The organism is Paenibacillus maysiensis (genome assembly GCF_000520815.1).
GTDB classification, from domain to species: Bacteria; Bacillota; Bacilli; order Paenibacillales; family Paenibacillaceae; genus Paenibacillus; species Paenibacillus maysiensis.
Window position 1 is genome coordinate 1 of the sequence record NZ_ASRY01000044.1, and the last position, 24,689, is coordinate 24,689.

Annotated in this window: 21 protein-coding genes and 3 riboswitches; of the genes, 11 read left to right on the forward strand and 10 right to left on the reverse strand. The window is 48.0% G+C overall.

Translation table 11 applies throughout. From position 1 onward, the window contains the following. The coding region (locus tag L696_RS28165) for a DUF445 family protein (protein ID WP_155985303.1) at window positions 1-372 on the reverse strand (372 nt) is incomplete at its 3' end. 783 nt (window positions 373-1,155) lie between these two features. On the opposite strand from L696_RS28165, the gene L696_RS0103225 reads away from it, so the two are divergent. The 5 genes from L696_RS0103225 to L696_RS0103245 all read left to right on the forward strand — a co-directional run bounded on the left by L696_RS0103225 (window position 1,156) and on the right by L696_RS0103245 (window position 8,740). Further along, window positions 1,156-2,043 (forward strand): AraC family transcriptional regulator, encoded by an 888-nt coding sequence (locus tag L696_RS0103225; RefSeq protein ID WP_025682366.1) that lies wholly within the window; start codon window positions 1,156-1,158, stop codon window positions 2,041-2,043. A gap of 99 nt (window positions 2,044-2,142) precedes the next feature. Further along, a riboswitch (cyclic di-GMP riboswitch) is annotated at window positions 2,143-2,224 on the forward strand. A gap of 42 nt (window positions 2,225-2,266) precedes the next feature. Further along, window positions 2,267-2,349, forward strand: a riboswitch (cyclic di-GMP riboswitch). A 13-nt stretch (window positions 2,350-2,362) separates the two neighbouring features. Further along, complete coding sequence (locus L696_RS0103230; protein WP_025682367.1) at window positions 2,363-3,169, forward strand: transglutaminase-like domain-containing protein; 807 nt, start codon at window positions 2,363-2,365, stop codon at window positions 3,167-3,169. A gap of 321 nt (window positions 3,170-3,490) precedes the next feature. After that, on the forward strand, window positions 3,491-4,117 hold the full coding sequence (locus tag L696_RS0103235) for a class D sortase (protein ID WP_025682368.1): 627 nt from the start codon (window positions 3,491-3,493) through the stop codon (window positions 4,115-4,117). A 215-nt stretch (window positions 4,118-4,332) separates the two neighbouring features. Then, a complete protein-coding gene (locus L696_RS0103240; protein WP_025682369.1) occupies window positions 4,333-7,959 on the forward strand; it encodes an LPXTG cell wall anchor domain-containing protein in 3,627 nt (1,208 codons plus the stop codon). 181 nt (window positions 7,960-8,140) lie between these two features. Then, window positions 8,141-8,740, forward strand: a complete 600-nt coding sequence (locus L696_RS0103245; protein ID WP_245233278.1) for a GGDEF domain-containing protein — start codon at window positions 8,141-8,143, stop codon at window positions 8,738-8,740. A 98-nt stretch (window positions 8,741-8,838) separates the two neighbouring features. On the opposite strand, the gene L696_RS0103250 is transcribed toward L696_RS0103245, so the two are convergent. Next, a complete protein-coding gene (locus L696_RS0103250) occupies window positions 8,839-9,312 on the reverse strand; it encodes a cupin domain-containing protein (RefSeq protein ID WP_025682371.1) in 474 nt (157 codons plus the stop codon). Between the two features lie 307 nt (window positions 9,313-9,619). Here L696_RS0103250 and L696_RS0103255 point away from each other — a divergent pair, with 307 nt between their 5' ends. The 4 genes from L696_RS0103255 (at window position 9,620) to L696_RS0103270 (ending at window position 12,701) form a co-directional block, all read left to right on the forward strand. After that, the gene (locus L696_RS0103255) at window positions 9,620-10,378 is read left to right on the forward strand and encodes an amino acid ABC transporter ATP-binding protein (protein ID WP_049827254.1); all 759 of its coding nucleotides are present in this window, start codon (window positions 9,620-9,622) and stop codon (window positions 10,376-10,378) included. Window positions 10,379-10,461: 83 nt separating this feature from the next. Next, on the forward strand, window positions 10,462-11,292 hold the full coding sequence (locus L696_RS0103260; protein ID WP_025682373.1) for an ABC transporter substrate-binding protein: 831 nt from the start codon (window positions 10,462-10,464) through the stop codon (window positions 11,290-11,292). An 84-nt stretch (window positions 11,293-11,376) separates the two neighbouring features. After that, window positions 11,377-12,036, forward strand: coding sequence for an amino acid ABC transporter permease (locus L696_RS0103265; protein WP_025682374.1), 660 nt, complete (start codon window positions 11,377-11,379; stop codon window positions 12,034-12,036). A gap of 14 nt (window positions 12,037-12,050) precedes the next feature. Further along, complete coding sequence (locus L696_RS0103270; protein WP_025682375.1) at window positions 12,051-12,701, forward strand: amino acid ABC transporter permease; 651 nt, start codon at window positions 12,051-12,053, stop codon at window positions 12,699-12,701. 20 nt (window positions 12,702-12,721) lie between these two features. Here L696_RS0103270 and L696_RS0103275 read toward each other — a convergent pair whose 3' ends face one another. From L696_RS0103275 to L696_RS0103305, 7 genes are all read right to left on the reverse strand, one after another. Beyond that, window positions 12,722-13,615 (reverse strand): LysR family transcriptional regulator, encoded by an 894-nt coding sequence (locus L696_RS0103275; protein ID WP_280740113.1) that lies wholly within the window; start codon window positions 13,613-13,615, stop codon window positions 12,722-12,724. A gap of 101 nt (window positions 13,616-13,716) precedes the next feature. Further along, complete coding sequence (gene opp4A, locus L696_RS0103280; RefSeq protein ID WP_025682377.1) at window positions 13,717-15,537, reverse strand: oligopeptide ABC transporter substrate-binding protein; 1,821 nt, start codon at window positions 15,535-15,537, stop codon at window positions 13,717-13,719. Between the two features lie 42 nt (window positions 15,538-15,579). Then, a complete protein-coding gene (locus L696_RS0103285) occupies window positions 15,580-16,479 on the reverse strand; it encodes an ABC transporter permease (protein WP_025682378.1) in 900 nt (299 codons plus the stop codon). Between the two features lie 39 nt (window positions 16,480-16,518). After that, complete coding sequence (gene opp4B / locus L696_RS0103290; protein WP_025682379.1) at window positions 16,519-17,487, reverse strand: oligopeptide ABC transporter permease; 969 nt, start codon at window positions 17,485-17,487, stop codon at window positions 16,519-16,521. 13 nt (window positions 17,488-17,500) lie between these two features. Further along, entirely contained in the window at window positions 17,501-18,427 is a 927-nt protein-coding gene (locus L696_RS0103295; RefSeq protein WP_025682380.1) for an ABC transporter ATP-binding protein, read from the reverse strand. Then, on the reverse strand, window positions 18,405-19,436 hold the full coding sequence (locus L696_RS0103300) for an ABC transporter ATP-binding protein (RefSeq protein ID WP_025682381.1): 1,032 nt from the start codon (window positions 19,434-19,436) through the stop codon (window positions 18,405-18,407). The genes L696_RS0103295 and L696_RS0103300 overlap by 23 nt, the downstream gene beginning before the upstream one ends. A 324-nt stretch (window positions 19,437-19,760) precedes the next feature. Further along, the gene (locus tag L696_RS0103305; RefSeq protein ID WP_025682382.1) at window positions 19,761-21,341 is read right to left on the reverse strand and encodes a DUF6359 domain-containing protein; all 1,581 of its coding nucleotides are present in this window, start codon (window positions 21,339-21,341) and stop codon (window positions 19,761-19,763) included. Between the two features lie 213 nt (window positions 21,342-21,554). Further along, window positions 21,555-21,668, forward strand: a riboswitch (glycine riboswitch). A gap of 210 nt (window positions 21,669-21,878) precedes the next feature. Here L696_RS0103305 and sdaAB point away from each other — a divergent pair. Beyond that, window positions 21,879-22,568: an L-serine ammonia-lyase, iron-sulfur-dependent subunit beta gene (gene sdaAB / locus L696_RS0103315; RefSeq protein WP_025682383.1), complete on the forward strand. Its 690-nt coding sequence runs from the start codon at window positions 21,879-21,881 to the stop codon at window positions 22,566-22,568. After that, the gene (gene sdaAA / locus L696_RS0103320; protein WP_025682384.1) at window positions 22,558-23,457 is read left to right on the forward strand and encodes an L-serine ammonia-lyase, iron-sulfur-dependent, subunit alpha; all 900 of its coding nucleotides are present in this window, start codon (window positions 22,558-22,560) and stop codon (window positions 23,455-23,457) included. The genes sdaAB and sdaAA overlap by 11 nt, the downstream gene beginning before the upstream one ends. 196 nt (window positions 23,458-23,653) lie before the next feature. Here the strand turns inward: sdaAA and L696_RS0103325 are convergent. After that, on the reverse strand, window positions 23,654-24,689 hold a 1,036-nt coding region (locus tag L696_RS0103325; RefSeq protein ID WP_025682385.1), incomplete at its 5' end, for an Ig-like domain-containing protein.

Genomic DNA, 24,689 nt, shown 5'->3' on the forward strand with positions numbered 1-24,689 from the left:
CGCTTCCGGCGTGCGCAAGCCCTTTTCCACACCACCCAGCATCAAATCGGCCAACCGGATATCGGCAATTTTAGATGCGATACTGTCTTTGCCCAGCAAGTTATTTTCCACCGTACTCACCAGTGCATTCGTGAGCTTGTCCCTGTTTTTGGGGAGAAGCGCCGTGTGCGGAATCGGAATGCCCAGCGGGTGACGGAACAATGCGGTGACGGCGAACCAGTCCGCCAGTCCTCCGACAAGTCCGGCCTCGAAAGCACCTGCTAACAACCGAGCCCAGCCATATTGCTGAAAAGGCAACGTAGCTGCAAAGCCCGCTCCCAGAATAACGAGCGACCAAGCCGCTGCGGTTTTCGTATTTTTTGGTTTTCCCATCCTATAATCCTCCAAACTGACTGTCGAGTAAGTAAAACACTATATCTGTATTACCCATCATATCATTGCCTGTGTGAATTCCAAAGCTAACGGCACTCTATTTCCTATTACATTAGAACGCACCGGAGCAGACCCAGATAACTTTAACTTTAATTTCACTCCCCATTGAAAATAAGGAAATACACAGAGCAGAAAATCCGCAAATAAGTGAATATACTTTTTGTGTAATTTTGTACTTTTATGCTGTTTTTTATCATATTATATTCATATATTTACAGTACGCTAATCAGCATAAAAAGAGTTCATATATCTTCCTCGTGCGTCTACATATTTGTGAACAACATCACAACATTGGACCCAATCTATCTTTCTTCATGATAAGCCTAATGAACTATTTCGATAGAACAAAGACCCATTTTTTTCAAAACGAAAGGATATGCGCGTCGGAAGGTGGAATGGGCATAGAATACCTTTAGCATCCTTTCCTGGATTTTATTCCAGAAATGAATTGAACCCATGGCACCTCCAAATTTTTTCAACATGATTTAACTTTCTCGTATGGATGAATGAGTTAAAAATATGGAGGAAACGAGGCTGTTTTCACTATAATAGTACACCTGAATTCGAATGGAAAATAATCCAAAATATTATTCGCTACACGCATTTATGTGATGTGATAAAATAAACCGTATTCATAGGAAATCATGTGTAAACCACCATTTTGTTTTGTTAAACAAACAGTGATTAGCTTGATAAATTTGCTCTTTTGTAAAGGAATTGAATATGACAACAGACCAAAAAAACAACAGGAATGGGACCCCTTGGAGCAGCGATCCAGTCGTCATTGCACGTACTCCCTCCGCTTTTGCCAAGCAATCCCTTTTTTATATACAGGAAATAGGTTATTTCAAAAAAACATCTGCTTATGCCATGGAACGGAAGGAACTCACCTCGTTTCTGCTCGTTTTTACGTTATCAGGACAAGGGGAATTACTGTACCGGGAGAAAAAATACATATTGAAGCCTCATGATATGTTTTTCGTTAGTTGTGAGGAATACGTACAGTACAGCACCGCTGGTCATGAAGCATGGGAGTTTATCAGTGTACATGTGTACGGCAATCTGATCGACAATTTCTACGAACAATTTGCCAAGCACAACAAGCCTGTAATATCACTCAACGATCCATGCACCATATCGGACAAGCTGCGTTCCCTGTTATACGTACAATCTGACAGAAGCTTCTCTGCTGAGTTGCTTACATCCAGACTCATCGGTGAGTTGCTGACGTATATTTTGCAGCACCCCTACGATCATCCGTATGTAAACCAGGATACGATCACCGAGATACGCAAGGTTCAGCAATATTTGGATCGATCCTACAGTGAACGAATTACGCTGGATTCGCTGGCAGACATGTTTGAGTTAAACAAATTTAATCTCGCTAAAAATTTCAAGAAACAGATCGGATTTTCTCCTATCGATTATCTCATTAATGTCCGCATCACAGCGGCTCAAGGCTGGCTTAAAACCAGTGACGAATCCATTGTGGATATCGCACGGTTTGTAGGGATTCCCAACACCAGCCATTTTATCAACCTATTCAAGGAACATGTCGGAGAAACCCCACATTCCTTCCGCAAAAAATGGGGAAATCGAGCAAAGCCATAAACTCATCTATCGGATGACTTTGTCGAAAAACAGAGAAAATCTGAGATTATGCTTGCCTGATCGGAAGCCTAACTGATAGAATGATAGATATAGACTGTTCAGGATAAATGGCAAACCTGTCGAAAGGCAGGGACGCAAAGCTACAGGGCCTTCTTTTTTAAGATGGTAGCCAGCTACCGGTTGGAGAGGCTTTTTGTCGTGTCTTTTTTTCCTGAAAAACTTTATACGATAATAGCAAACCTGTCGAAAGGCAGGGACGCAAAGCTATAGGGCCTTCTTTTTTAAGATGGCAGCCTGGCCGCCGAAAGGAAGTTTTTCTATGAGGAAAATGTCGTCTTTTTTACTAATTTTAGTATTTTTGTTATCCATCCCCCTACATACGACAGCATTTGCTGCCGAAAGTCAGGAATGGCTGAATCAAAACAACCTAAACCACGGTATTGTTAATATACGTTATCCTGCCAAGTCCAATGTCAAAACCAAGATCGTAATTACCAAGGATGCGGAGAAATACTCTTATTATCTGAATTCGAGCAAACCTGAGGAAGCATTCGCTCTTCAAATGGGCAATGGCAATTATAACATTCGTTTATTGGAACAGCTAACTGGCAATCAGTATAAAGTGATAGGTGAAGAAACGGTCCAGTTAAATTTGAATGACAGTAAAACCATATACCTCAATTCTATTCAAAATATTGACTGGAGCGATACGAATCAGGCGATTCGGAAGGCCAAGGAATTAACCAAGGGTGCAACGACAGATGATGAAAAGGTGAAACGTATTTACGAATATGTCATTAGTCATATTAAATACGATTCCAACCAGCCCTTTTCCTTATCACCCGACTATCTTCCACAAATTGATCGTACACTAGTTTCGCAAAAAGATATTTGCTATGGATACGCTTCACTGTTCGCCGCCATGCTTCGAAGTGTGGATGTTCCAACGAAACTGGTTATGGGCGAATCCTCCTATGTGAATACCTACCACGCTTGGAATGAAGTCAATATCAACAATCAATGGGTTATCGTTGACACTACAGTAGATGCCGCTCTAAAAAGCGGAAAACAGAAGTTTGCAATGGTCAAAGAACCCTCCAAATACACAAAAACAAAGCAATATTAATTTTTTTTTAGAAAGCCCTGATCACTGCGATCAGGGCTTTTTTCTATTCTTGTTGAGAAATTGTTGAGATAAGGAAGGTATTGTATACCTAGTCAGTCATTTAAAACCTACCGTGTTGAATATACTAATTTGACTGGGCCATTAATGTGAAGGCTGTGGATGGTGAGCGCCCGGTAACTGTGGATGATGTAAACCCGGTATTAGATAGCATTGTGCCTGAATCTACACCTGCACCCTTTCTCAGACTACACTAAATGGAAAGGGAGGATTTTTAAAATCAGTATGTGATACACCTTACATAAGTTAGGGAGGTTTTTTAGATTGCGTAAGCTATCATACTTGTTCATCGCCTTGGGAATACTCATTATTTTGTTTCCTAAAGCCAATGAATGGAACGAAGATCGGAAGCAGAGCGAGCTTTTGAAAGAGGCAGAAGTACTGAACCCTAGCATTATCGACGGCTATAAGCGCTTGTCCAGCAAGCTTGGAGATAACACGGGCATCGAAACCACACGAGGTCCTTCGGTACCCGCAAATGAACCAGACCCTAAGCAGCTCCCCATTGCCACCATTAGCATTAATCGTATTGATTTGAAGCTTCCTGTGCTGGAGGGTGCAACTTGGGATAATATGAAGCACGCATCTGTACATATGTCGGAAACGGCAGCTCTGGGTCAGACAGGAAACGCCGCCATAGCAGCCCACCGTGCGCGTACAGCAGGACGTTTATTTAATCGGCTGAACGAGGTGAAGATTGGAGATAAAATCATTATTAATACCAAGGGTGAACAATATAGTTATACAGTCTATAAAATTTCGATTGTCGATCCTACAGACGTCTCCGTTCTGAAAAGCTTTGAAAATCAAAAGCTGCTCACATTAATTACATGTGACCCTCTTGTAAATCCGACACATCGCCTCATTGTTCAGGCCCGACAAAGCACCTAAAGCTGGATCTGTTCGCCATATCCGAACACCCTTGCTGCTCAGATTTACTTAATTTGCAGCGTTAGGGGTTATCTCTATTTCATTGGACAGACTCTTAGTCCGTTGAATATATTACTTCCGGGAAAGAAGGAGGGATGCTATAAACGCCCCGACATGAATACAATATACAGTAATCTTTATACAGCAATTCTTAGACAAGGAGACTTAAATAGAGTATGAGAAAAAAATGGAATGTAATGATTATTGCATTATTACTCACAATACAAAGCTTTTTTGGTATCACACAGGCTTATGCTCAAATTCCTGCCCCGGATCAGCCGGAGATTGCCGGAACCGAGGCAGGGCGAACCGTTACAAATGATGTCTATGATATCGTAGTACCCGAAACAGAACCAGTCATAGAACCAGAACAACAGAAGCCGCCTTCCCTACCAGCTCCTGTTGCTCAGGCAGCGGCCGCCACAAATTCTGAAGAAGCTGCTCAAGCAAGTATTTTAACGAAACTTACCCTGACCGATGCGACTGGTCAAGTGATTGATGCGGTATACAATCCCGATAGTCGCTTGGACATTGACGATGCAGTCCATCTCATTTATGACTGGGAGCTTCCCAACAATACGTACAAAGCCGGAGACACTTTTACCTTTCAATTGCCCGAGCAATTTGTAATCTACACAGATATCTCCTCTCCTTTGGTTACGACAGATGGAAATGTTGGCCATTTCACGGTAGACCGCCAAGGCAAAGTGGTCATGACTTTTAACGATTACGTGGAGAGCCGTTCCAATGTCAGCGGAAAACTGGAGGTTAAGACCGAGTTCAGCAAGCAAATAGAAAAAGGCAGTACAGAGGTCATTATCGCCATCCCGATCAAGGGTGGCGTACAAACAGCAGTCGTAAATATCAAGCCTGCGGCAGGCTCTTCCTTGGATAAGCAAGGGAAAGCCAATGGAACCCATCAGATTGATTGGACGATTGACGTAAATAAACAATTGGATAAGGTTCAACATGCTGTAGTCACCGACCCGACTCCCCAAGGATTGGAGCTGGTAAGGGATTCTATTCGGTTATACCATTTACAAATCAACGTGGATGGTTCAACCTTGCTACGTGATCCGGTGGATAAGGATACGTATACGCTGGAAGCCGATTCGGCTGGTACCGGCTTCATCATCCGTTTTAAAGATGAAAACATCAGCAGCGCATACCGAATCCAATACTCCACTAACATCACCAGCGAAGAATCCCGTTTTTCCAACACAGCCACTTTTTCAGGCAACAATACGAAAGACGCTTCTGCAACAGCTACAGTAACCGTTCAACGCGGCGAATTTTTGTCCAAAAAAATGGAGCAATACGACCCGGTTACTCAAACGGTATCCTGGGCGATCAAGTATAATTTTGGCGAAAAGAAAATTCCCGCCGGGAAAGCCGTGTTAGCTGACCGCTTCAACAAAAGCCAGCAGCTCATGGCCGGTTCGCTTAAAGTGTACAAAGGAGCTACTTCTGAGGAACTTTCATCCTCCGAATATACCGTCTCACTGGTTAACAACGAAACGGCCAACGGCTTCGATTTACGCTTCAACTCCGATGTGGAGGCAGCATACACGATCCGTTATCAAACCAAGGCCATAGATCGTGTACTTAAAAATGAACGGATAACGAATACCGTAACGTCTGATGGAGTAACCAAAGATACTACTACCGAGCTAAAAAGCGGGGTCATTGTTAAAGGCTTCAAGGAACCGAACTACAACACAAAAACAATTCCCTGGGTTATTGCCATCAATACGGATAAATACACGATGAATCAGGTTGTGATCAACGATACGTTTCCGAATGGCGGTCTGGCTCTTTTACCGGATACATTAAAGATCCAAAGCGCGGACGGAAAATCAACGCTAACATCACCAGCAGATTATGAATTGATTCCTTTATCGCAAGACTATAAGCAAGGATTCACGATACGTTTCCATAAAACGATCCAGGACGCGTATACCATCAGCTATTCAACAACGTTTAATAATGAATGGAAAAAGGATACGAGCAAGCCGGATTTCTGGAATAAAGCTTCCATCTCATGGGTGCAAAATGGAACGCCCTACTCTGCTGAAGCCGAAGCCCGGCTATGGCCTGACAATCTGACACAGCAGAACGGTGCCAAGCAAGGAAGCTATAACGCTACATCCAAGCACATCACATGGGACATCTTGACGAACTATAACCGTAAAACCCTGAATCAGGCTGAAATAAAGGATACGCTACAGCAAGGGCAGAAGCTGGTTCCCGGCTCTGTCAAAGTGTATGACATGACACTGCTCGGATGGTGGAATGGTGTGGAAAAGGGAGCTGAACTGCCAGCAGACCAATATACCCTTGTTCTTCCCACCGCTGATAACGGCAATGAGCTGCGTATTCATTTTAATGAACAGATCAACACTCCCTACTGGATCACTTTTCAGACCACATTGGAGGGAGAGCTTATTGATAAAGAAATCAACAATAAGGCTCTGCTGATGGATAGAAAAAACATTATCTCTGAGTGGGCAGCCAAAGTAACTGTGCCCCATGGGGGAGAATACGTTACAAAATCCGGTAGCCAGAATGGTAATAAGATTGACTGGCAGATCCGGATCAATGAAGGGCAATCTTATGTCTCCAACGCCAAAATCGTGGATACACCCAGCAGCAATCAAATCCTGATTGAAGATTCCTTTCATTTGTATTCCACCAAAGTATCAGCCAACGGAAAGGCTGCCAAAGACACTGAATTAGCCAAAGATCAGGATTATAAACTGAAAATTACGACAAACGATCAAGGTCAGCAATCCTTTGAGCTTGGCTTCACACAGGCCATTTCATCCAGTTATATTTTGGAATATCAATCCTTTATTCAAGCGGATGATAAAGCGAAAGTGAGTAACAGCGTCTATTTTGAGGGCGACCGCTTAACTACGGAGCTGAGAGAAACCAGTAAAGAAATCATCGTGCGGACATCCTCCGGTTCAGGTTCAGGGGGAGGCATAACAGGAAGCCTGGAAGTGACCAAGGTCGACCAGGATCATCCTGACAAGGTGTTGTCTGGAGCACGCTTTGCACTCTATGATAAGAGCCAAAAAAGAGCCCCGCTCATTCAAACTACCAATGCAGACGGGAAAATTTTGTTCAATTCATTGCTGTATGATGATTATATTCTGGAGGAACTTACGGCTCCAGCAGGCTATAAAATAACAACCTCGAAGACAGCGGTCAAAATAGACGCCACGGTTAAACAAAGCTCAGGTATTAAGCAGATTGTGGTAACCAATGAAAAAGAGACCCCTGTCGATCCGGGTAAACCTACCAATCCAGGAACGCCTACGAATCCAGGAACGCCTACGAATCCGGGAACGCCTACGAATCCGGGAACGCCTACGAATCCGGGTTCAGGTAAAAAGCGCGATAAAGATCCTGAACCCACAGAAATACCGATTGTACCCGTTAAGCCAGTAACCAATGAACCACAGATCGTTGAAGATGAAGATGTGCCATTGGGTGTTCCAGTGATTGAGCAGCCCCCTGCAGAACCCGATGCGCTACCGAAATCGCCAGAAATTGATCCTCCTCAGGAATCGTCTCCACCTGTAGAGATCGAAGATGATCCCATCCCTAAGGGAGGTATCAAGTTCCCTGTTGAGGACCCCGAGGACCCAAGTGATCCAGGTCACACTCCGCAGGTAAAGAAATTACCGCAGACAGGAGAAAACAGTCCTGCTTCCTTCTATGTGAGCGGAATGTCTTTCATTCTTCTGGGTGCCTATTTGAAATACAGACGGATGCATAAAAATAAAAGAATAAAATAATCAAACAATCCCCTTTCTCGGCTTATACAAAGCGAGGAAGGGGTACTATCATGATATGGGTGGTGACATAAACTTGAATTTAACTCAAAACTCCTATACGCTCTTATGTTTATTGATCTTAAACCTGATCGTATGGATATGCCTTGGGATTTTTTTAAGGTCCGTATTTGTGGAAAGAACTATGCTAAGGAAACTTGCTTATCAAGACCCGGTAACAGGTTTGTTCAATCGGAATGCGCTCAACCAATTCTGGAAGCAGTATAAAGGCAAAGAAAGCACCGCTATTTTATACATTGACCTGGATGGCTTCAAAGCCATTAATGATGCTTATGGGCACAGGGTAGGCGATATGCTGTTACATGAAGTCAGCCTTCATCTGCTACAAGTCATGAATGCGAACCAAAAGGCTTTTCGTATTGGGGGGGATGAATTTTTGCTCATCATAAAAAATTTTGATTCCGACCAGGTAAAGGTTTTGGCGGAACTCCTCCTAAGAAAAATCAGCAGAGCCTACAGCATTCATGGACACAGACTATCTGTCACGGGAAGTATTGGCATTAGTATGAATCCATCCCAGAAGGAGAATCTGCAGACATTGCTCAAAGAAGCGGATATCGCCATGTACCATGCCAAACGAATGGGAAGAAACCGTTATGCCTTGTATTCCAAGATCAACCGGAAACAGAGTAGTTCATATAGCTCTACACGGATCAAAAACCTCGCAAAAGACATTCGAAAGCGCCATAATATCCATGCCAAAAAACAACCTGCACCTCTATAAGCCATGCAACAATCTAAGCCCAGCGGAGAATATAAATCAGGCGGGTGATTCCTGTTGATTCAAAGAAATACACCCGCCAAATGCACACATCATTACAATTATTCGGTTGGACCCGTAGTACCCTTTGCAATCAGCTTGAAATCGTCAAAGTGGAATCCCGGAGCGACAACGCAGGTTACCAGCACAGGCTCATCCCCAAGCGGACGTGCCGTTTGCCATACTGTGCCCGGCACCAGCGCTTGTGGATGCTGTCCTGCCTCCACATCGGCACCGACGATAATCACGGTTTCTTCACCAGGTTGTTCTCCGCTTCCACCCAATTTCAACTCCACAGGGCTGCCGCTATGATACAGCCACAGCTCATCCGAATGTACGACATGCCACTCGGAGAACTCGCCCGGATGCAGCAAGAAATACGTCGACGAAGCTGCAAAACGCGGACCGGAATACATATCCGGCAGTACAGGCTTCGGAATTTGAAAATGGGCCTTCCACATCTCTTTGTACCAGCCGCCTTCCGGATGGGGCTCCATGCCCAATGCGGTTACCAGCGGTGAAATAGCTTTCGTCATTGCACTAACCTTCCTTTACCCTAAATTCCTTCTCCCCTACTGTAAAACATAGCGTTGCTTTTGTCACGTTTCTCCCTTGGAATGTCGAAGGTCGTTATTTTGTGTCATATTTAGTAACATTTAATTGTGCATTCATGCTCATTCACATGTGGAAATAGCGATTTTCTCATGAATAATTACATGAAAATATATTTAGAGTTAAGTTTTATGACATAAAATCTTGTTTTTTATTGTAAGCTTATAGTATCATGAGAGAAAATTTTGAAATTTTGATAGAGCTTGATCATGCCAGCCAATCTACCAAGCTATGTATCCAAGCCTGAAAGGGGTGAGCCTTCTGATCCAGTTTCGTAACGTCAACAAGCATTTTGGTCACTTCCATGTACTTAAAGACATCAATCTCCAAATTAAGGAGGGCGAGGTCGTCGTGATCATCGGACCCTCCGGCTCGGGTAAAAGCACCCTGCTACGCTGCATCAATCGTCTGGAAACCATATCGGACGGGGAGCTGATCGTCAACGAGATACCTGTACATGACAAAAAGATTGATATTAACGCCTTCCGGCGCAATATCGGTATGGTATTTCAGCACTTCAATTTGTATCCCCATAAAAAGGTAATCGAGAATATTGTACTTGCACCCATGAAGGTGCTGGGCATCTCGAAGGAAGAGGCTACCCAAACAGCCATCACCTATTTGAAGCGTGTTGGAATCGAGGAAAAGGCACAGAGCTACCCCGCTCAATTGTCGGGCGGACAGCAGCAACGGGTTGCTATCGCCCGTGGTCTCGCGATGAATCCGAAAATTATGCTGTTTGACGAACCTACCTCCGCTCTTGATCCTGAAACTATCGGGGAGGTACTGGATGTTATGCGTTCGCTCGCGCATCAAGGCATCACCATGGTCATTGTGACTCATGAAATGGGCTTTGCCCGTGAAGTAGCGGATCGCGTCATTTTCATGGACAAAGGACAGATTTTAGAAGACAGTCAGCCTGCCGAGTTTTTCCAGAATCCGGGTGAGGAGCGGGCGCGCCTGTTCCTGAGCCGTCTGATTCATCATTAAACAGACCTTTAAATGGATTCAGGATTTTTTCAAACTCCTCTGGAGTGTAAATTCAGAACGTAAATCGAAAGGGGATTGTTCAAATGAGAAAAAGATATTCATGGAGTGCCCTTATGCTGCTTATGCTGTCCTGTCTACTCGTTTTGGCTGGCTGTGGAGGCAAGCAGGGAACAGCAACGTCGGGGAATGAGGCGCCGGCAGCCAACGGGCTGGAAGCCATCAAGCAACGTGGCAAGCTGGTTGTTGGTGTGAAATACGACACCAAGCTGTTCGGTCTGAAGGACCCGGCCACCGGGAAAGTAGAAGGCTTTGATATCGACATTGCCAAGGCAGTAGCCAAACATATTTTTGGAGACGAAACCAAGCTTGAATTGAAGGAAGTCACATCCAAAACACGAATCCCCTTGCTGCAAAACGGGGACATCGACGCCATTATCGCGACCATGACCATTTCGGACGAACGTAAAAAGCAGGTCGATTTCAGCGACGTCTACTTTAACGCCGGGCAATCCCTGCTTGTGAAAAAAGGAAGCCCGATTACCGGTCTGGAGTCCCTGACTCCGGATACCAAGGTACTCGCAGTTAAGGGCTCCACCTCCGCCAAAAATATCCGCGAAAAAGCACCCAAAGCGACTGTACTGGAGTTTGAGAACTACCAGGATGCATTTAATGCACTCAAGGCAGGTCAAGGGCAGGCGTTGACCACCGATAACTCTATTTTGCTCGGCATGCAACAGCAAGATCCGAATTACACCCTCGTAGGCGGAAACTTCACTGAGGAGCCTTACGGCATTGCGGTGAAGAAGGGACAAACCGAATTGCTGCAAGCCATTAACGATACGCTCAAGGAACTGAAAAGCAACGGTGAATACGATAAGCTCCACGAGCAATGGCTTGGGGTTAAACCCGAATAATATTCTTGTGAAGGAGCCGCAGCTGCGTGCTCCTTCCTTTCTTTAGAAAAGCCCATCGCTCTGGATAAGGAGGTAAATCCGCAGATGCTTACTTTTGATATCAACGTACTTTTCGACCACGGCGACCGCTTTAGAGAAGGCTTGCTTCATACCGTTCAAGCCAGTGTCATTGCCTTGATCGGAAGCTTTATTCTGGGGGCGATCATCGCCATCCTCCGAATTGCGCCCTTTAAATGGCTGAACTGGATTGGCACCATCTATGTAGAGGTCATTCGTAATATCCCGTTGCTGATCGTTGTGCTGTTCTTTTATCTGGGACTTCCCACTTTGGGCGTTCCCTTGGACGGATTTACATCTGGAACGCTTGGTTTGACCGTGTACACAGCCTCCTTTATTGCAGAAGCGATACGTGCCGGCATCCAGTCCGTACCGAAGGGGCAATTTGAAGCCGCACGCTCCTCCGGACTGAGCTACAACCAGACGATGATCAGCATTATTTTGCCGCAAGCTATTAAAATTGTACTGCCTGCGATTGGCAACCAATTCATCAATCTGGTCAAAAACTCTTCCGTACTGGCCATAGTAGCCGGACTGGACCTGATGTATTACTCTGATCTGATTAACTCGGATACCTTTATGCCCATCACCGTCTATGCCATTACAGCGTTGTTATACCTTATATTGACGGTTCCGCTCAGCTTTCTTGTTCTATACATGGAGCGTCGTCTGTCCAAAACATCCTAAGGAGGGAAGCCCGTATGGATTTCAGTGGCTTGTTTGTATGGCCTAATGTGCGTTTTATACTGGAGGGCTTCCTGCTGACACTGGAGGTCGCCGTGTACTCCATCGTGTTCAGCTTCACGCTCGGTATCGCGTTTGGCATCCTGCGCTATACGCGCTTACCTGTCGTTTCACAGGTAGCGGCCTTTTTGATTGATCTGATTCGCAATCTTCCGTTATTGCTCATTATTTTCTTCATTGGTATGGTCTTACCGTCCATTGGCCTTTCCATTTCGCTCAAATGGGCAGCCATTACGGGCCTGTCGATCTTTGAGGGTGCCATGATCGCCGAGATTGTCCGTAGCGGTTTGAACTCCGTTCATAAAGGACAGATCGAAGCCGCACGTTCCTCCGGGCTGAGCTATTCCAGAACGTTATGGCATATCATTTTGCCGCAAGCGCTTCGCCGCATGGTGCCGCCCATCGTCAGCCAGTTCATTTCCCTGTTCAAGGATACTTCTCTCGCAGTCATTATCAGTCTGCCGGAGCTGACACATAACATTCAGATTGTCGGCGGTCAAAATCAATCCTTCGTCATTCCGGCTCTGCTGTTCGCCGCCTTCCTGTACTTCGCTGTCAATTACAGCATGTCGCTGCTTGCGCGCAGGCTGGAGGTGCGCACACATTAGCATTCAGCACCATAGCTTGATCAGGGCTGCCGCCAGCCTGAACGTTCTGTCAGCACAGCATGTATTTTTTCAATCAGTCGCTTAATTGCTTCTCCCATGTAACGGTCAGACCGATGGATCAGCTCCAGCCAAACCTCGGGCACTCCTCGTGAAATAGGCACTGCACAAAGAGATGAACGGTCCAGAGATGCTGCGAGGGATTTGGTCTGGATAGTCGCTGCAAGTCCCTCCTGTACCCAGCGCAGGATCGCAGGAATCGAATGGCTCTCCATAACCGTGGTAAAAGGATACCCGCGATCACAGAAGTATTTTTCAATATGCCTTCTACCTGGATGATCCACTGGCTGCATAGCCCACGGGATGTGCCTCAGCTCGTCCAGTACAATCGAGGAACGGTTGGCACACGCATGTCCTGCCGGAACAATCAGATAATAGCTCTCGGTCCGAAGAGGTAGCTGGACGAGCCTTTCATCCATACCCGCGTGCAGCGTAATGCCAAGGTCCATCCGGTTATCCAGCACCTGCTCCAGTAATTCATACGAGGGACGGATGTGCAGACTGATTTTAGGAAACAAACGATGAAAATCCATAAATATCTCCTGCAAGGGTTCCTCAAGCTCCGGCAAAGCGATACCGATTCGTAAGCTTCCCCGTTGCTCGGTGCGAAGCTCCTCAATGGAAGCCTTCGCCTGCTGTAGATCCTTGAGCGCATGAGCGCTGTGCTGTAGCAACAGTTTTCCAGCCTCGGTCATTTTGATCTTTTTGCCTGCACGATTAAAGAGGGCCATCCCCAGTTCTTCCTCCAATGCCTTAATTTGCAGACTGAGCGTAGGCTGGGAGATTCCGATCTTTTCAGAAGCTTTCGTAAAATGCAGTTCCTCGCATACGGCTATGAAGTATTGAAGCTGGCGTATTTCCGTCTTCTTTCTCTCCCTTCGAAACTCCGCAAATGATTAAATTAAAAGGCTAAAAGAAGCACGAGATCGGATCACTCCGGTTCGCGCTTCTTTTTTGATTATTGTGCTACTTCTGCTTTTTCCGCAGTCAATGTTATATTCGCAAACGTGTCTGCATCGTACTCCTTGCCACGGGTAATATCATAATTAGCTACACGGTTATTCAGCGCTTCCAGCGAATAGCGGAATAACGTCGGTACGATGGGCGCTTCCTCACTCATATACGCCTGCCACTGATTATATATATCTTTACGATAGTTGTCGTCAAAGGCTTTGACCGACACACCTTCCTTCAACAGCTTATCATTCTCTTCACTTGTAAAACGCGAATAGTTAAAGCTGGCTCCACGTCCATACAGCCCACTAGGGTTTACATCTGAACCTGTTCCCCATGCGCCGCCAAAAATATCAATGCCGACGTCATCCTTTTGCACACGATCATAGAAAGAATTGAACTCCAGCAGACGACCGTCTACCAGCTCGACATGTAGCCCAACATCCTTCCAGTTTTGCAAATAAAACTTCGCCAGGGATTCGGCTGTCGCATCCCCGCTCATCGCTGCATAATGGAGCACCAGTTCCTTACCCTTAGGGTCCTCACGGTAGCCATCTCCATTAGTATCTACATAACCAGCTTCGTCCAGCAGCTTTTTCGCCTTGTCCGGGTCATAGGTGATACCCTTTGCGTTCACGTCATGATATCCCTTAAAGGCAGGTGGAATCAGGGACGTTGCCGGAACCCGAAGCCCGTGATAGAGCTGCTTGCCGACCTGCTCATTATTCAGCGCATAGCCAAGGGCCTGACGCAATGACTTGTTCGCCAGCTTGGCATTCGGGTCCATGATATTTAGACTCTTGGCCTGATCGAATTTGCCCAGTTTAAAGCCGACATAGCTATAAGACAATTCCTCCTGACCGAGAAACTGTACATTTTTCGGATTGCTGGCTTCATCGTAACGGGTGGTTGGATAGCTGGCCCAGTCAATTTCTCCGCTTTTCAGCGCTTCTGTAATGACATTCGGGTTCACAACCTTCAAATGAAGGCCATCCAGCTTGGGCTCACCGTGAAAATAATTCTTATTTTTGACGAATTCCACAGATTCACCTGTGACCATGGATTTAATTTTGAACGGCCCATAGCCAATCGGATTTTTACGGACAGGATCAGATCCGGCCATATCTTTCACCGGGATGTTCTGAAACACCTTTTTCTCCAGTGGCGTAGACCAAAGTCCCGATTTCACCGAAGGATTAGGCTCCTTGAACTGAATGGTAACCTCTTTCTCATTCAGCACCTTGATGCCGGAAATCGTTTTGGCCTTGCCCGCGTGATATTCCTCCATACCCACAATATTGGTCATAAAGCTATCGTAACGCGGACCTTCGTAGTCTTTATGACCGATCACTTCATAGGAAAAGGCATAGTCCTCCGCCGTTACGGGATTACCATCCGTCCAGTTCAGCTTGGGATCAATTTTGACAGTCACCGCCTTATTGTCTGGGGAAAAGGAAATCGTCGCCGCCCCTTTATCGTTAATATTCAGATTGGAGTCAATTGAAAACAAAGAAGGATAGAAAAATTGGAAAACTTCAAAATCCGGATTGCCATCATAAAATACAGGATTCAGAATCCCTTCAAAAGGGGTATCGGACACGAGTGCATAATTGATGATGCCGCCCTTAATCGGTGCCTTATCGTTCTTGACCGCCTTCGCTAGCGCTGTCGCATTCACCTGCTTGCTGTCTGATCCTGTACCGCCTGTACCGTCAGACGATTTTCCTCCATTCGAAGCGGAAGGCGAGCCGCTGCACGCGGCCAGAGAAAGCACCAAAGTTGCAGATAGAACAGGCAGAATTCCTTTTTTCCAGCGTTTAACCATTGTAAACCCCTCCTTGTCATTGTCCTTATCCTTGAACTTCGGTTAACCCAATCGTTGTCTGGCATCCGTGGCGCGTTTGAGCGCCTGACCGATAAAGTTGATCGCCAGCATCAGCACCAAAATAAGTAAAGAAGCAGGCAACCACATCCACCAGCTATTCTGTAATACATCCGGGTCATTGGCGTAGCTCACCAGCGTACCCAAGCTTGGGGTGGATTCCGGCAAACCAAAGCCGAGATAGGAAAGCCCAGTCTCAATCCCGATATTCCCTGCAAGACTGAGCGTTAGATTGACGATCACAACCGAGCTGAGATTGGGCAGCACGCCAAACCAGATAATTTTCCAATTGGGTGTGCCGAGCGTTTTGGAGGCCTGCACATAGTCCAGCTCCCGCTCCGACAGCACCTTGGCCCGAATCAGGCGTGCTTTTCCAATCCACAAAAAGGCGGTCATGATGAAAATAAAGGACCCTATGCCGCTCTTGGGCGCAATACTGACGAATACGATGACCAGCATCAAAAACGGAAGCACCAGAATAAAATCAATGATCCGCATGATGATGTTGTCAACCAAACCGCCATAAAAACCGGCCAGCAGTCCCAGCGTCAAGCCGATGGCAGCGGACAATAGTGTAATCGTGAAGCCAATCGTGAAGGAATTGCGTGCTCCAATGACCAGCTGACCGAAAATATCCCTGCCCGCTCGATCCGTGCCCAGCCAATGCACTGAGCCTGGAGCCTCACGGATCGCGCCCAAATCCACCGTCGTGACTACATCCTGATTCACAAACAGAACAGATGAATAAATAAAGATCAAAAACAAAACCACAAACGCGATGGACACCAGCGCTGTTTTGTCACGCAACAGCTCGCGGCGCAGTACAGACCAGCTGGATGGTGATTTACGAATGATCTCCGACGTGAAAACCTCCTCCACCTGCATGGACACCTTACATCCCTCCCCTTCCTCTGAAGTTGTTCGTTATTCGATCCGAATGCGGGGATCGACCTTGCTCAGGATGACATCAGACAAAAGGGTTCCCAATAATGCCAGGAAGCCGGAAATCATCACCAGCGCGGTCACGACTGAAAAATCACGTTGGGTGATGGACTGGAGAAATAGCTGCCCCAGCCCCGGATACCCAAAGATGGATTCAAGGAAAATGTTGCCCGCAATCACTCCCGTCAGGTCATAGCCCAAAAAGGCGGCAATTGGTAGCAGCGAATTTTTGAAAATATGGCGGGAATAGATTTTTCCCTCGGGTACCCCTTTGGAACGCGCCGTTTTCACAAAATCCTTCAGTCGTGTGTCAATGACCTCATTGCGCAAATACTGAATCGTTGCCGTTGTACTGAGCAATGCGCCTGTAACCGCTGGCAATATGAGATGGTAAGCCTTGTTGATGTAATATGCTGAGGTTCCCGGTTCTACGCCCACATCCACACTGCCGCTGGTCGGAAACCAGCCAAGCCTGAATCCGAACACGTACAGCAGCAGCAACGCGAGTATAAATAAGGGAGTCGCAAAGCTGAGATAGGTATAACCCACCACGGTTTTGTCCAGCGGGCTATGCTGATAACGACCGCTAAGTACGCCGAGCGGAATCGCGATCAGATACGTCAAGATCAGGATCACTACGCCCAAAAAGAACGTGTTCCCCAGACGGCTGCCGATCAGATCAGTGACGCCGATTTTATGTACATAAGATTTTCCCAAGTCCCCATGGACCAATCGGGCAAGCCAGTTTCCATATTGTACCCACACCGGATCATTCAACCCCAGTTTTTGCCGTTGCTCCTCCAGCGCCGCCGGATTCAGGTTGGGTGTCGAGGTTATGAGTCCTGTCAGGGCATCCCCCGGCATGGCCTTTGCCAGAAAAAAGATAAGTATGCTCAAAGCAACCAACTGAGGAATCATGATCAGCAGCCGACGCAGTGTAAATTTCCACATATTCTGTACCCCCTTATGGTAGCGCGACTTGATGGGACGTGCTTATCGCTTTTAATGCAAACGGCTTACCGTTCTCATCCAGATGTTTCGGCAGCTCCGTTTTATAGGAGGACAACAGGGCTCGCCTTTTTTGAGCATTTTCCAGCCGTTTGGCAGGATCTATATTTGGAATGGTTGCAATGAGCCGTTGGGTATACAAGTGCTGTGGATGCTCATAAATATCCTGTTCGCTTCCCTGCTCCACCAGACGCCCCCGGTACATAATCCCGATTTGGTCGCACATATGGCGGATAATACCGAGGTCGTGGCTGATGAACAAATACGTCAAATTAAATTCCCGCTGCACATCCTTCATAAAATTAAGCACCTGTGCCTGAACGGACACATCCAGCGCTGATACCGGCTCATCGGCAATGATCAGCTTTGGATTCAACGTGAGCGCACGCGCAATGCCGATCCGCTGCCGCTGTCCCCCGGAAAATTCATGCGGATATTTGTAGGCCGCATCGGCGTTCAAGCCGACCTTTTCCAGCAGCGTCTGAACTTTTCGGCGTTCTTCCTCACTACTCAGCCTTTCAAAATTCCGCAACGGCTCAGCGATGACATCCAGCACACGCTTACGCGGATTCAGCGAGGAATACGGGTCCTGAAAGATCATCTGAATATCTCTCCGCAGCGGATGGCGGTTGTTACGGCTTAAGGCCGTTAGGTCATTTCCGTTAAAAAGAACCTGCCCGCTCGTCAGCTTGTTCAGCCCGATAATCGTTCTGCCTGTGGTCGTTTTGCCACAGCCGGATTCTCCCACCAGCCCGTACGTCTGACCCGCCTCAATACTGATGGACACACCATCCACCGCTTTTACCTGATCGACCACACGCTGGAAGAAACCACCACGCACTGGATAATGAACTCTCAGATCATTTAGCTCCAGCAGTGCCATGAGCTGCTTCCCCCTTTGCCTCATCTTCAAAATGAAAATGCTGATAGCATGTGCAGCGGACCCAATGCCCGGGAGAAACCTCACTTAAATAAGGATGATCCTCATGCGTTTCATGTTGAATCCAGGGGATACGTGGAGCAAAGCGGCAGCTATTGCGGGGAATATCCTGCAAGGAAGGGACGATTCCTCCGATGACGTGTAACGGTTCTCCCTTGGTATGCGATCCCGGCATGGATGCGAGCAAAGAACGCGTATACGGATGCTGTGGATGTCGGAACAATTCAAAAACATTGGCGCTTTCCACGATTTCTCCGGCATACATGACCGCTACGCGGTCCGCCACCTCTGCCACAACGCCAAGATCGTGCGTAATCAGGATAATGCCGCTTCCACTCTCCTGTTGAAGCTGCTTGAGCAAGTCGAGAATTTGAGATTGAATGGTTACATCGAGCGCTGTAGTCGGCTCGTCTGCAATAATGAGGGCAGGACGGCAAGCAATGGCAATGGCGATCATCACACGCTGCCGCATCCCCCCTGACAGCTCATGCGGATACTGGTCGTACACACGTACGGGATTCGGAATATCCACACTCTCCAGCAATTCCAGCACACGTGCCTTTTTCTGCTTCATAGAGAAGGTCGTATGATAATCAAGGTTTTCCTCAATTTGCTTACCAATGCACATTAGCGGATTCAGCGCGGTCAGCGGGTCCTGAAAAATCATGCCGATGCCTGCTCCGCGGATTTTGTTCATTTGCCCTGTAGAGAGGCGATTCAGATCCGTTCCTTTAAAAAGAATCTGTCCCTCCACGCGGGTACGCTCCAGATCGTGCAGCTGTGCTATCGAAAGCGCCAGCGCGCTTTTGCCGCAGCCGGATTCCCCGACCACAGCCAGCACCTCATTGGGGTTGACCGTCAGATCCAGATGGTCAACTGCGGGGTAATATTGATCCTTAATGCGAAAAGATACCGTTAACCCTTTGATCTCCAACATCGGCTCGCTACTCAATGTATATGCTTCCTCCATTCTCCATGGCCTTGTCCTGCTAATGCACGCCACGCTTGATGTTAAACCTCTCATAAACATTACACACTGATTTAGTCGGAATAATTTGAATTCATCCTATCACCAGTATATGGATATATCAATTAAGATTAGACTATCACCATCATTGATAAAACCAATGATTCAGCAGCAGCGCGACCTTTCTGGCACAAAATATAATAAAATAACCAACCACAGGTTAATTTTCAGCACAAAAAAAGCCGCTTGACCCCCTTAAAGGGATCAAGCGACTGGCTGGTCCAGCTCAAATTGTGCACTCTTCGTTAGTTACGAGGCCGCTCCATAGGAGCCGGATTTGAACGTTCTTGGATCGTACCATTTGTAGCCCGCTGCCGGAGCAGCCCAAGGCTCAGGCTGCGGTTCCGTGGAAGCCGCAGGCTCCTCGAACGGTAGCAGCTGTGTTGGCTGGTCTAGCGTCAGGTCTGCCACATCGGACAGCTTCGTATAGTCCTGCTTCCATGCGAGCCATTGGACCGTCTGTACCAGGAAGGTGGAATCGTCCACTTCCTTGAAGCCATCGTACGTCTTCTTCGACTGTCCGTTTTCCTCACGTACATATTTCGGCGTGGCATCCTCAACTGGCGAAGAATCACCGATAAACGCTGCCTTGCCTTGGCCCAGCTTGGAGATAGCGGCATAAGGTCCTTCCGCACGGCCCCCGCCGTTATAAACTCCCTGGTCCACAGCATTGCCCCATTTGTTCGTGCCCGAAGGGATATAAGCGATTCCTTTCGCCTTGGTCGGGTCAATAATCGCCAGTGTAGAACCAGCATGCATTGCAATCGAACGTACACCCTTCGTAATGCCAAAGGATTGATCTGCCGCTACGATGTCCGTAGCGTTCACGTCACCAAGTGCATTGTAGCGGAAACGAACGCCAAAGTTCGTCGCCAGCCAGTCGGAACTGGTTAATCCCTGCATAGCTGGTGATGCAGCTTCTTCTGTAGTCATGCCTTTGGCCGGATTGGAATAGGCTCCACGGCGGTAGCCGTTCATAACCTCGGAGGAATCCCAACGATTTTTGTTTCGGTCAGCGTTATAGTGGTCAGAAATGAAGAAAATGCTGCCTCCATTCTTCACGTATTGCACCAGTGCGGCCTGCTCGGATGCCTTAAAAGCAACATTGGCTTCACCAATGATGAACACATCGTATGGACGCAGCTTGTCGTACGTTATAGCCTGCTCTCCATAGGTGAAAGGAATGGGGCGGTTCAATTGGTCCACTGTAAAGCCTGCATTACGCAGTCCGCCCGCAAAATCAGAAAAGGCGCCTTCAATGACCCAATCTGCTGCACCAGCGGTCTGTGCGTGCGTATTATCGAACAGCACTTTTTTGCCTTGTCCATCCGGTAATGTTGTACCGGGTTGACCCGGGGTACCAGGATTTCCAGGCTCGCTTCCGCTTACTAGCTCCACAGCGCTTGGGCTTTTCATGCCGCCAAAATTGTTATAGGCACCGAGCGTACCTGTCACGCGAATTTTACTGCCGATCAGCTCAGGATGGCCTGACAGCCCGAATGGTCCTCTATACGCGGATGTCAGTTGTACATTTAACAGATTAGACGTATTGCGTTCACTCGCCTGATCCGCAATCAGTACGTTAAAATCGTTTGCAAACGGGGCAGAGAAATTAGCCGTTTTCGATCCGGTGGCATGTCCGACGACGTAGCCTTCTACCGTCACCGTACCTCCGCTGCTTTGACGCTGAAGCGCTTCCGCTACCATCAACGCGCCCTCTGCCTTGATCTGGCCGAATGGAACGAAGAGTCCTACCAGCAGTGATACGATTGCCGCCAGATGCAGCATTCCTTTTAAGCGTGAACCTGTGAACCGGAAACCTTTTACCATACGTAAATGTCCCTCCCATTATTCCATAAATTAGCCTGTCCTCTATCAGATTAGCTATCAACCTTCTAACCCCTTCCTGTTTTCATCCATAATTATGTAAAATTTAATCTTTTTTATTGAGAAGGTACCTGATTATGTAAAATTTCAACCTGTGATTGACACCGGGCATGGCATACATTACGCTTAGGAGGAAATGTTGAACGGTATACGCGAATGAAGATGACGGGAGAGTCTGTCCGGGAAGCACATCCCGGCGGCACCGAAGGAGCAAGACGCCAGCACCCGGCTGGCGGATAATCTCTCAGGTCCATGTATCGCCATCTGACGCAACTCTGGAGAGAGCGCAAGCCACCCAAGGGGTAAGGCGGTAGTGCACCGCACGAAACTCTCAGGTAACGAGGACAGAGATAAGGGAAATTTCCTTATCCTGTCCTTTCTTGTGCTTACATGCTGCGTCAGCATTAGAAACTGTCACACCCGCGCAAGGGCGCGGCAACACCATATACTATGGTATTCAAACATACAGGGGGCCACACCATGCGTTTCAAAGATGTATTTTCCATTATCGGTCCGGCTATGACCGGACCCTCCAGCTCGCATACCGCAGGCGCAGTGCGGCTCGCACGCGTTGCCCGGCACTGGCTCGGTGCGCAACCTGACCGTGTCCGCCTGACGCTGTACGGCTCATTTGCCGATACGTACAAGGGACACGGCACAGACCTGGCACTCATTGCCGGACTGCTGAATTACGATACAGACGACCACCGGATTCCGGATGCGGAGCAATGTGCAGAGCAAGCCGGGATGGAAGTAGAGTTCGCTGTCAGCGGACTGCCCGCCCCCCATCCGAACACAGTCCGCTTCGAGCTATGGAAGGGTGAAGACCAGCGCACGCTGCTAGGCTCCTCCATCGGCGGCGGCAGCATTCATGTCCAGCAGCTTAACAAGTTCCGGGTCAATCTGACCGGAGAGCTGCCTACGCTGGTGCTTCTTCACTCGGATAAGCCCGGAACATTGGGCGCGGTGACTTCGGCGCTGGGTGCAGCTAACATTAACATTGCCTACATGCACGTGGATCGCAAAGGCCGGGATGGCGAAGCGCTCACTGCTATTGAAACCGATAGCCCCGCTCCGGCTGAATTAATTGCCGAGCTGCGGGCTTTGCCTCATATGTATGAAATCAAAATGATTAATTTGAAAAAAGGAGCTGAATCCGATGCGGTTTAGCCATCTGCATGAATTAGGTGCCTTGTGCGCCGAGGAATCCACTACGATTGGGCGCCTGATGATCAAGGAACAGATACAAGAAACGAACACACCGGAGGAAGAAATCTTCCGACAAATGGCTGATTATTATGAAGTCATGAAGGAAGCCGTTCATCGCGGGCAAACACAGGACACCGTATCCCGCAGTGGATTGACGGGCGGCGACGGCAAGCGCCTGGCGGAATATTTGCGCGCAGGGGAAACCTGCTCCGGCGATGCCTCGGCACTCGCTATGGCGTACGCCCTCTCCGTGTCGGAGGTCAATGCGTCCATGGGTCGCATTGTTGCCACGCCTACCGCGGGTTCATGCGGGGTCATCCCCGGCGTGTTCATCAGCGCGCAGGAGCGATTTGGCTGGGATGACGAGCATATGGTGCGCGGACTGTTCGCCGCTGGAGCGATTGGCTATGTTATCGCCAACAATTCCTTTATCTCCGGTGCGGAGGGAGGCTGTCAGGCCGAGATTGGCTCAGCCATCGGGATGGCCGCAGGCGCTATGGTCGAGCTGCGCGGCGGTACGCCAGAACAGGCCATTCATGCAGTGGGCCTCGCGCTCAAGAACACGCTCGGCCTGATTTGCGACCCCGTCGCCGGGCTCGTGGAGATTCCTTGCATCGTGCGCAACGGGCTGGGAGCCGTGACCGCGCTTGCCGCTGCGGATATGGCTCTGGCGGGTGTGCGCAGCGCCATCCCGTCTGACGAAGTCATCGACGTGATGCTCGAGGTCGGCAGCGCGATGCCGTCCAAGCACCGCGAGACCGCCAAAGGCGGCCTGGCCCAAACGCCGACCGGCAAGCGTCTGACGGAGTCGCTTACGCGCAACATACCAGCCAAGAAGGATAAGTCGTAGCTTCTAAGCGGTAAACCTCCTCCCGCATGTAGATCGGGAGAGAAGCTGCCGTCTGGCCAGCCACAAATCTGGTCACAACAGCGATTGGAACAACGGTCCGTTCGCGAAGCGTCCATCTGAGTGCCAACGAATATCATTCTCTAAAGCAAAGGGGCGCCCCATTGCCATTTCCATGGCTTTTGGGACACCCCTTTTTTTACTGAACGTTCACCTGTACCTTCGTCGTTTTCCCTGCATATTTCACGGTAATCACAGCTTTACCTTTACCCTGTGCCTTAATGCTGCCGTCTTTAACCGTGGCAACAATAATTCGGGACGAGGACCAGACAGCCGGCTTGGATACATCCTTCTCCGACTCATCCTTATACGTAGCTGTAGCCGTAACCTTAGCTATCTGTCCTGCTTTCAAATTCAGCGAGACTTCGTCGGTTTGCAAATATTTAAGCGTATCGACATCCACCGGTACGGTGATATATTTCCCGCCGAACTTCGCTTGAATATTGGTTTTACCGTAGCTTACTGCGGTAACCTGGCCCTTTTTGACCGTAGCTACCTTATAATTGAGCGTTTTCCATTCGGCTTGGGCCGTAACGTCTTTTTCTTTGCCATCACTGGATTTGACCACAATTGCGATGGTTTTTTGATCTCCGGATTTAAGCGATAACGCGATAGCATCCGCCTCAATCTGTTGCGCTACATCCACTTCTACTGTAAATGTAATGCTTTGCTTGCCATAAGAAGCTGTAACAGTAGCCTTACCACTGCCATTCGCTTTGATCAAGCCCTCGCTAACCTCAACCACTTTCACATTGCTGGTAGTCCAGGTGGCATCCTTGGTTACATCTGCTTTTGTACCGCCACTCTTGACGCCTGCTACTTTCAACTGCTTCGTTTCCTGGGCACCAAGCGCAATCACGCGTGTGTCTGTTTCCAAACGGTCTACGAGACCGACTTGTACATTAATGGTCAGCTTTTTGCCATTATAAGTGGCTGTAACAACCGCCTTACCCGCTGCTTTACCTGTAATTGTACCTTTGGATACCGAAGCAACATCTTCCGCACTTGAAGTCCATTCTGCATCCTGTGTAACATCTTCCTTACGACCATCTGCATAGGTAGCAGTCAGAGTCGCAACATAGTCCTCATTAATATCAATCGTTGCGGTTTTGGAGGCTAAAGCCAGATCACCAGGCACGTTTACGGATACCGTAGCGGTAGCTGTTTTGCCGCCA

What these genes read in the sequence shown, in the direction of transcription:
- L696_RS0103225 (WP_025682366.1), top strand. Translation starts at nt 1,156, where the DNA reads ATGACAACAGACCAAAAAAACAACAGGAATGGGACCCCTTGGAGCAGC.
- L696_RS0103230 (WP_025682367.1), top strand. Translation starts at nt 2,363, where the DNA reads ATGAGGAAAATGTCGTCTTTTTTACTAATTTTAGTATTTTTGTTATCC.
- L696_RS0103240 (WP_025682369.1), top strand. Translation starts at nt 4,333, where the DNA reads ATGAGAAAAAAATGGAATGTAATGATTATTGCATTATTACTCACAATA.
- L696_RS0103245 (WP_245233278.1), top strand. Translation starts at nt 8,141, where the DNA reads ATGCTAAGGAAACTTGCTTATCAAGACCCGGTAACAGGTTTGTTCAAT.
- L696_RS0103250 (WP_025682371.1), bottom strand. Translation starts at nt 9,312, where the DNA reads ATGACGAAAGCTATTTCACCGCTGGTAACCGCATTGGGCATGGAGCCC.
- L696_RS0103255 (WP_049827254.1), top strand. Translation starts at nt 9,620, where the DNA reads ATGTATCCAAGCCTGAAAGGGGTGAGCCTTCTGATCCAGTTTCGTAAC.
- L696_RS0103260 (WP_025682373.1), top strand. Translation starts at nt 10,462, where the DNA reads ATGAGAAAAAGATATTCATGGAGTGCCCTTATGCTGCTTATGCTGTCC.
- L696_RS0103265 (WP_025682374.1), top strand. Translation starts at nt 11,377, where the DNA reads ATGCTTACTTTTGATATCAACGTACTTTTCGACCACGGCGACCGCTTT.
- L696_RS0103270 (WP_025682375.1), top strand. Translation starts at nt 12,051, where the DNA reads ATGGATTTCAGTGGCTTGTTTGTATGGCCTAATGTGCGTTTTATACTG.
- opp4A (WP_025682377.1), bottom strand. Translation starts at nt 15,537, where the DNA reads ATGGTTAAACGCTGGAAAAAAGGAATTCTGCCTGTTCTATCTGCAACT.
- L696_RS0103285 (WP_025682378.1), bottom strand. Translation starts at nt 16,479, where the DNA reads ATGCAGGTGGAGGAGGTTTTCACGTCGGAGATCATTCGTAAATCACCA.
- opp4B (WP_025682379.1), bottom strand. Translation starts at nt 17,487, where the DNA reads ATGTGGAAATTTACACTGCGTCGGCTGCTGATCATGATTCCTCAGTTG.
- L696_RS0103295 (WP_025682380.1), bottom strand. Translation starts at nt 18,427, where the DNA reads ATGGCACTGCTGGAGCTAAATGATCTGAGAGTTCATTATCCAGTGCGT.
- L696_RS0103305 (WP_025682382.1), bottom strand. Translation starts at nt 21,341, where the DNA reads ATGGTAAAAGGTTTCCGGTTCACAGGTTCACGCTTAAAAGGAATGCTG.
- sdaAB (WP_025682383.1), top strand. Translation starts at nt 21,879, where the DNA reads ATGCGTTTCAAAGATGTATTTTCCATTATCGGTCCGGCTATGACCGGA.
- sdaAA (WP_025682384.1), top strand. Translation starts at nt 22,558, where the DNA reads ATGCGGTTTAGCCATCTGCATGAATTAGGTGCCTTGTGCGCCGAGGAA.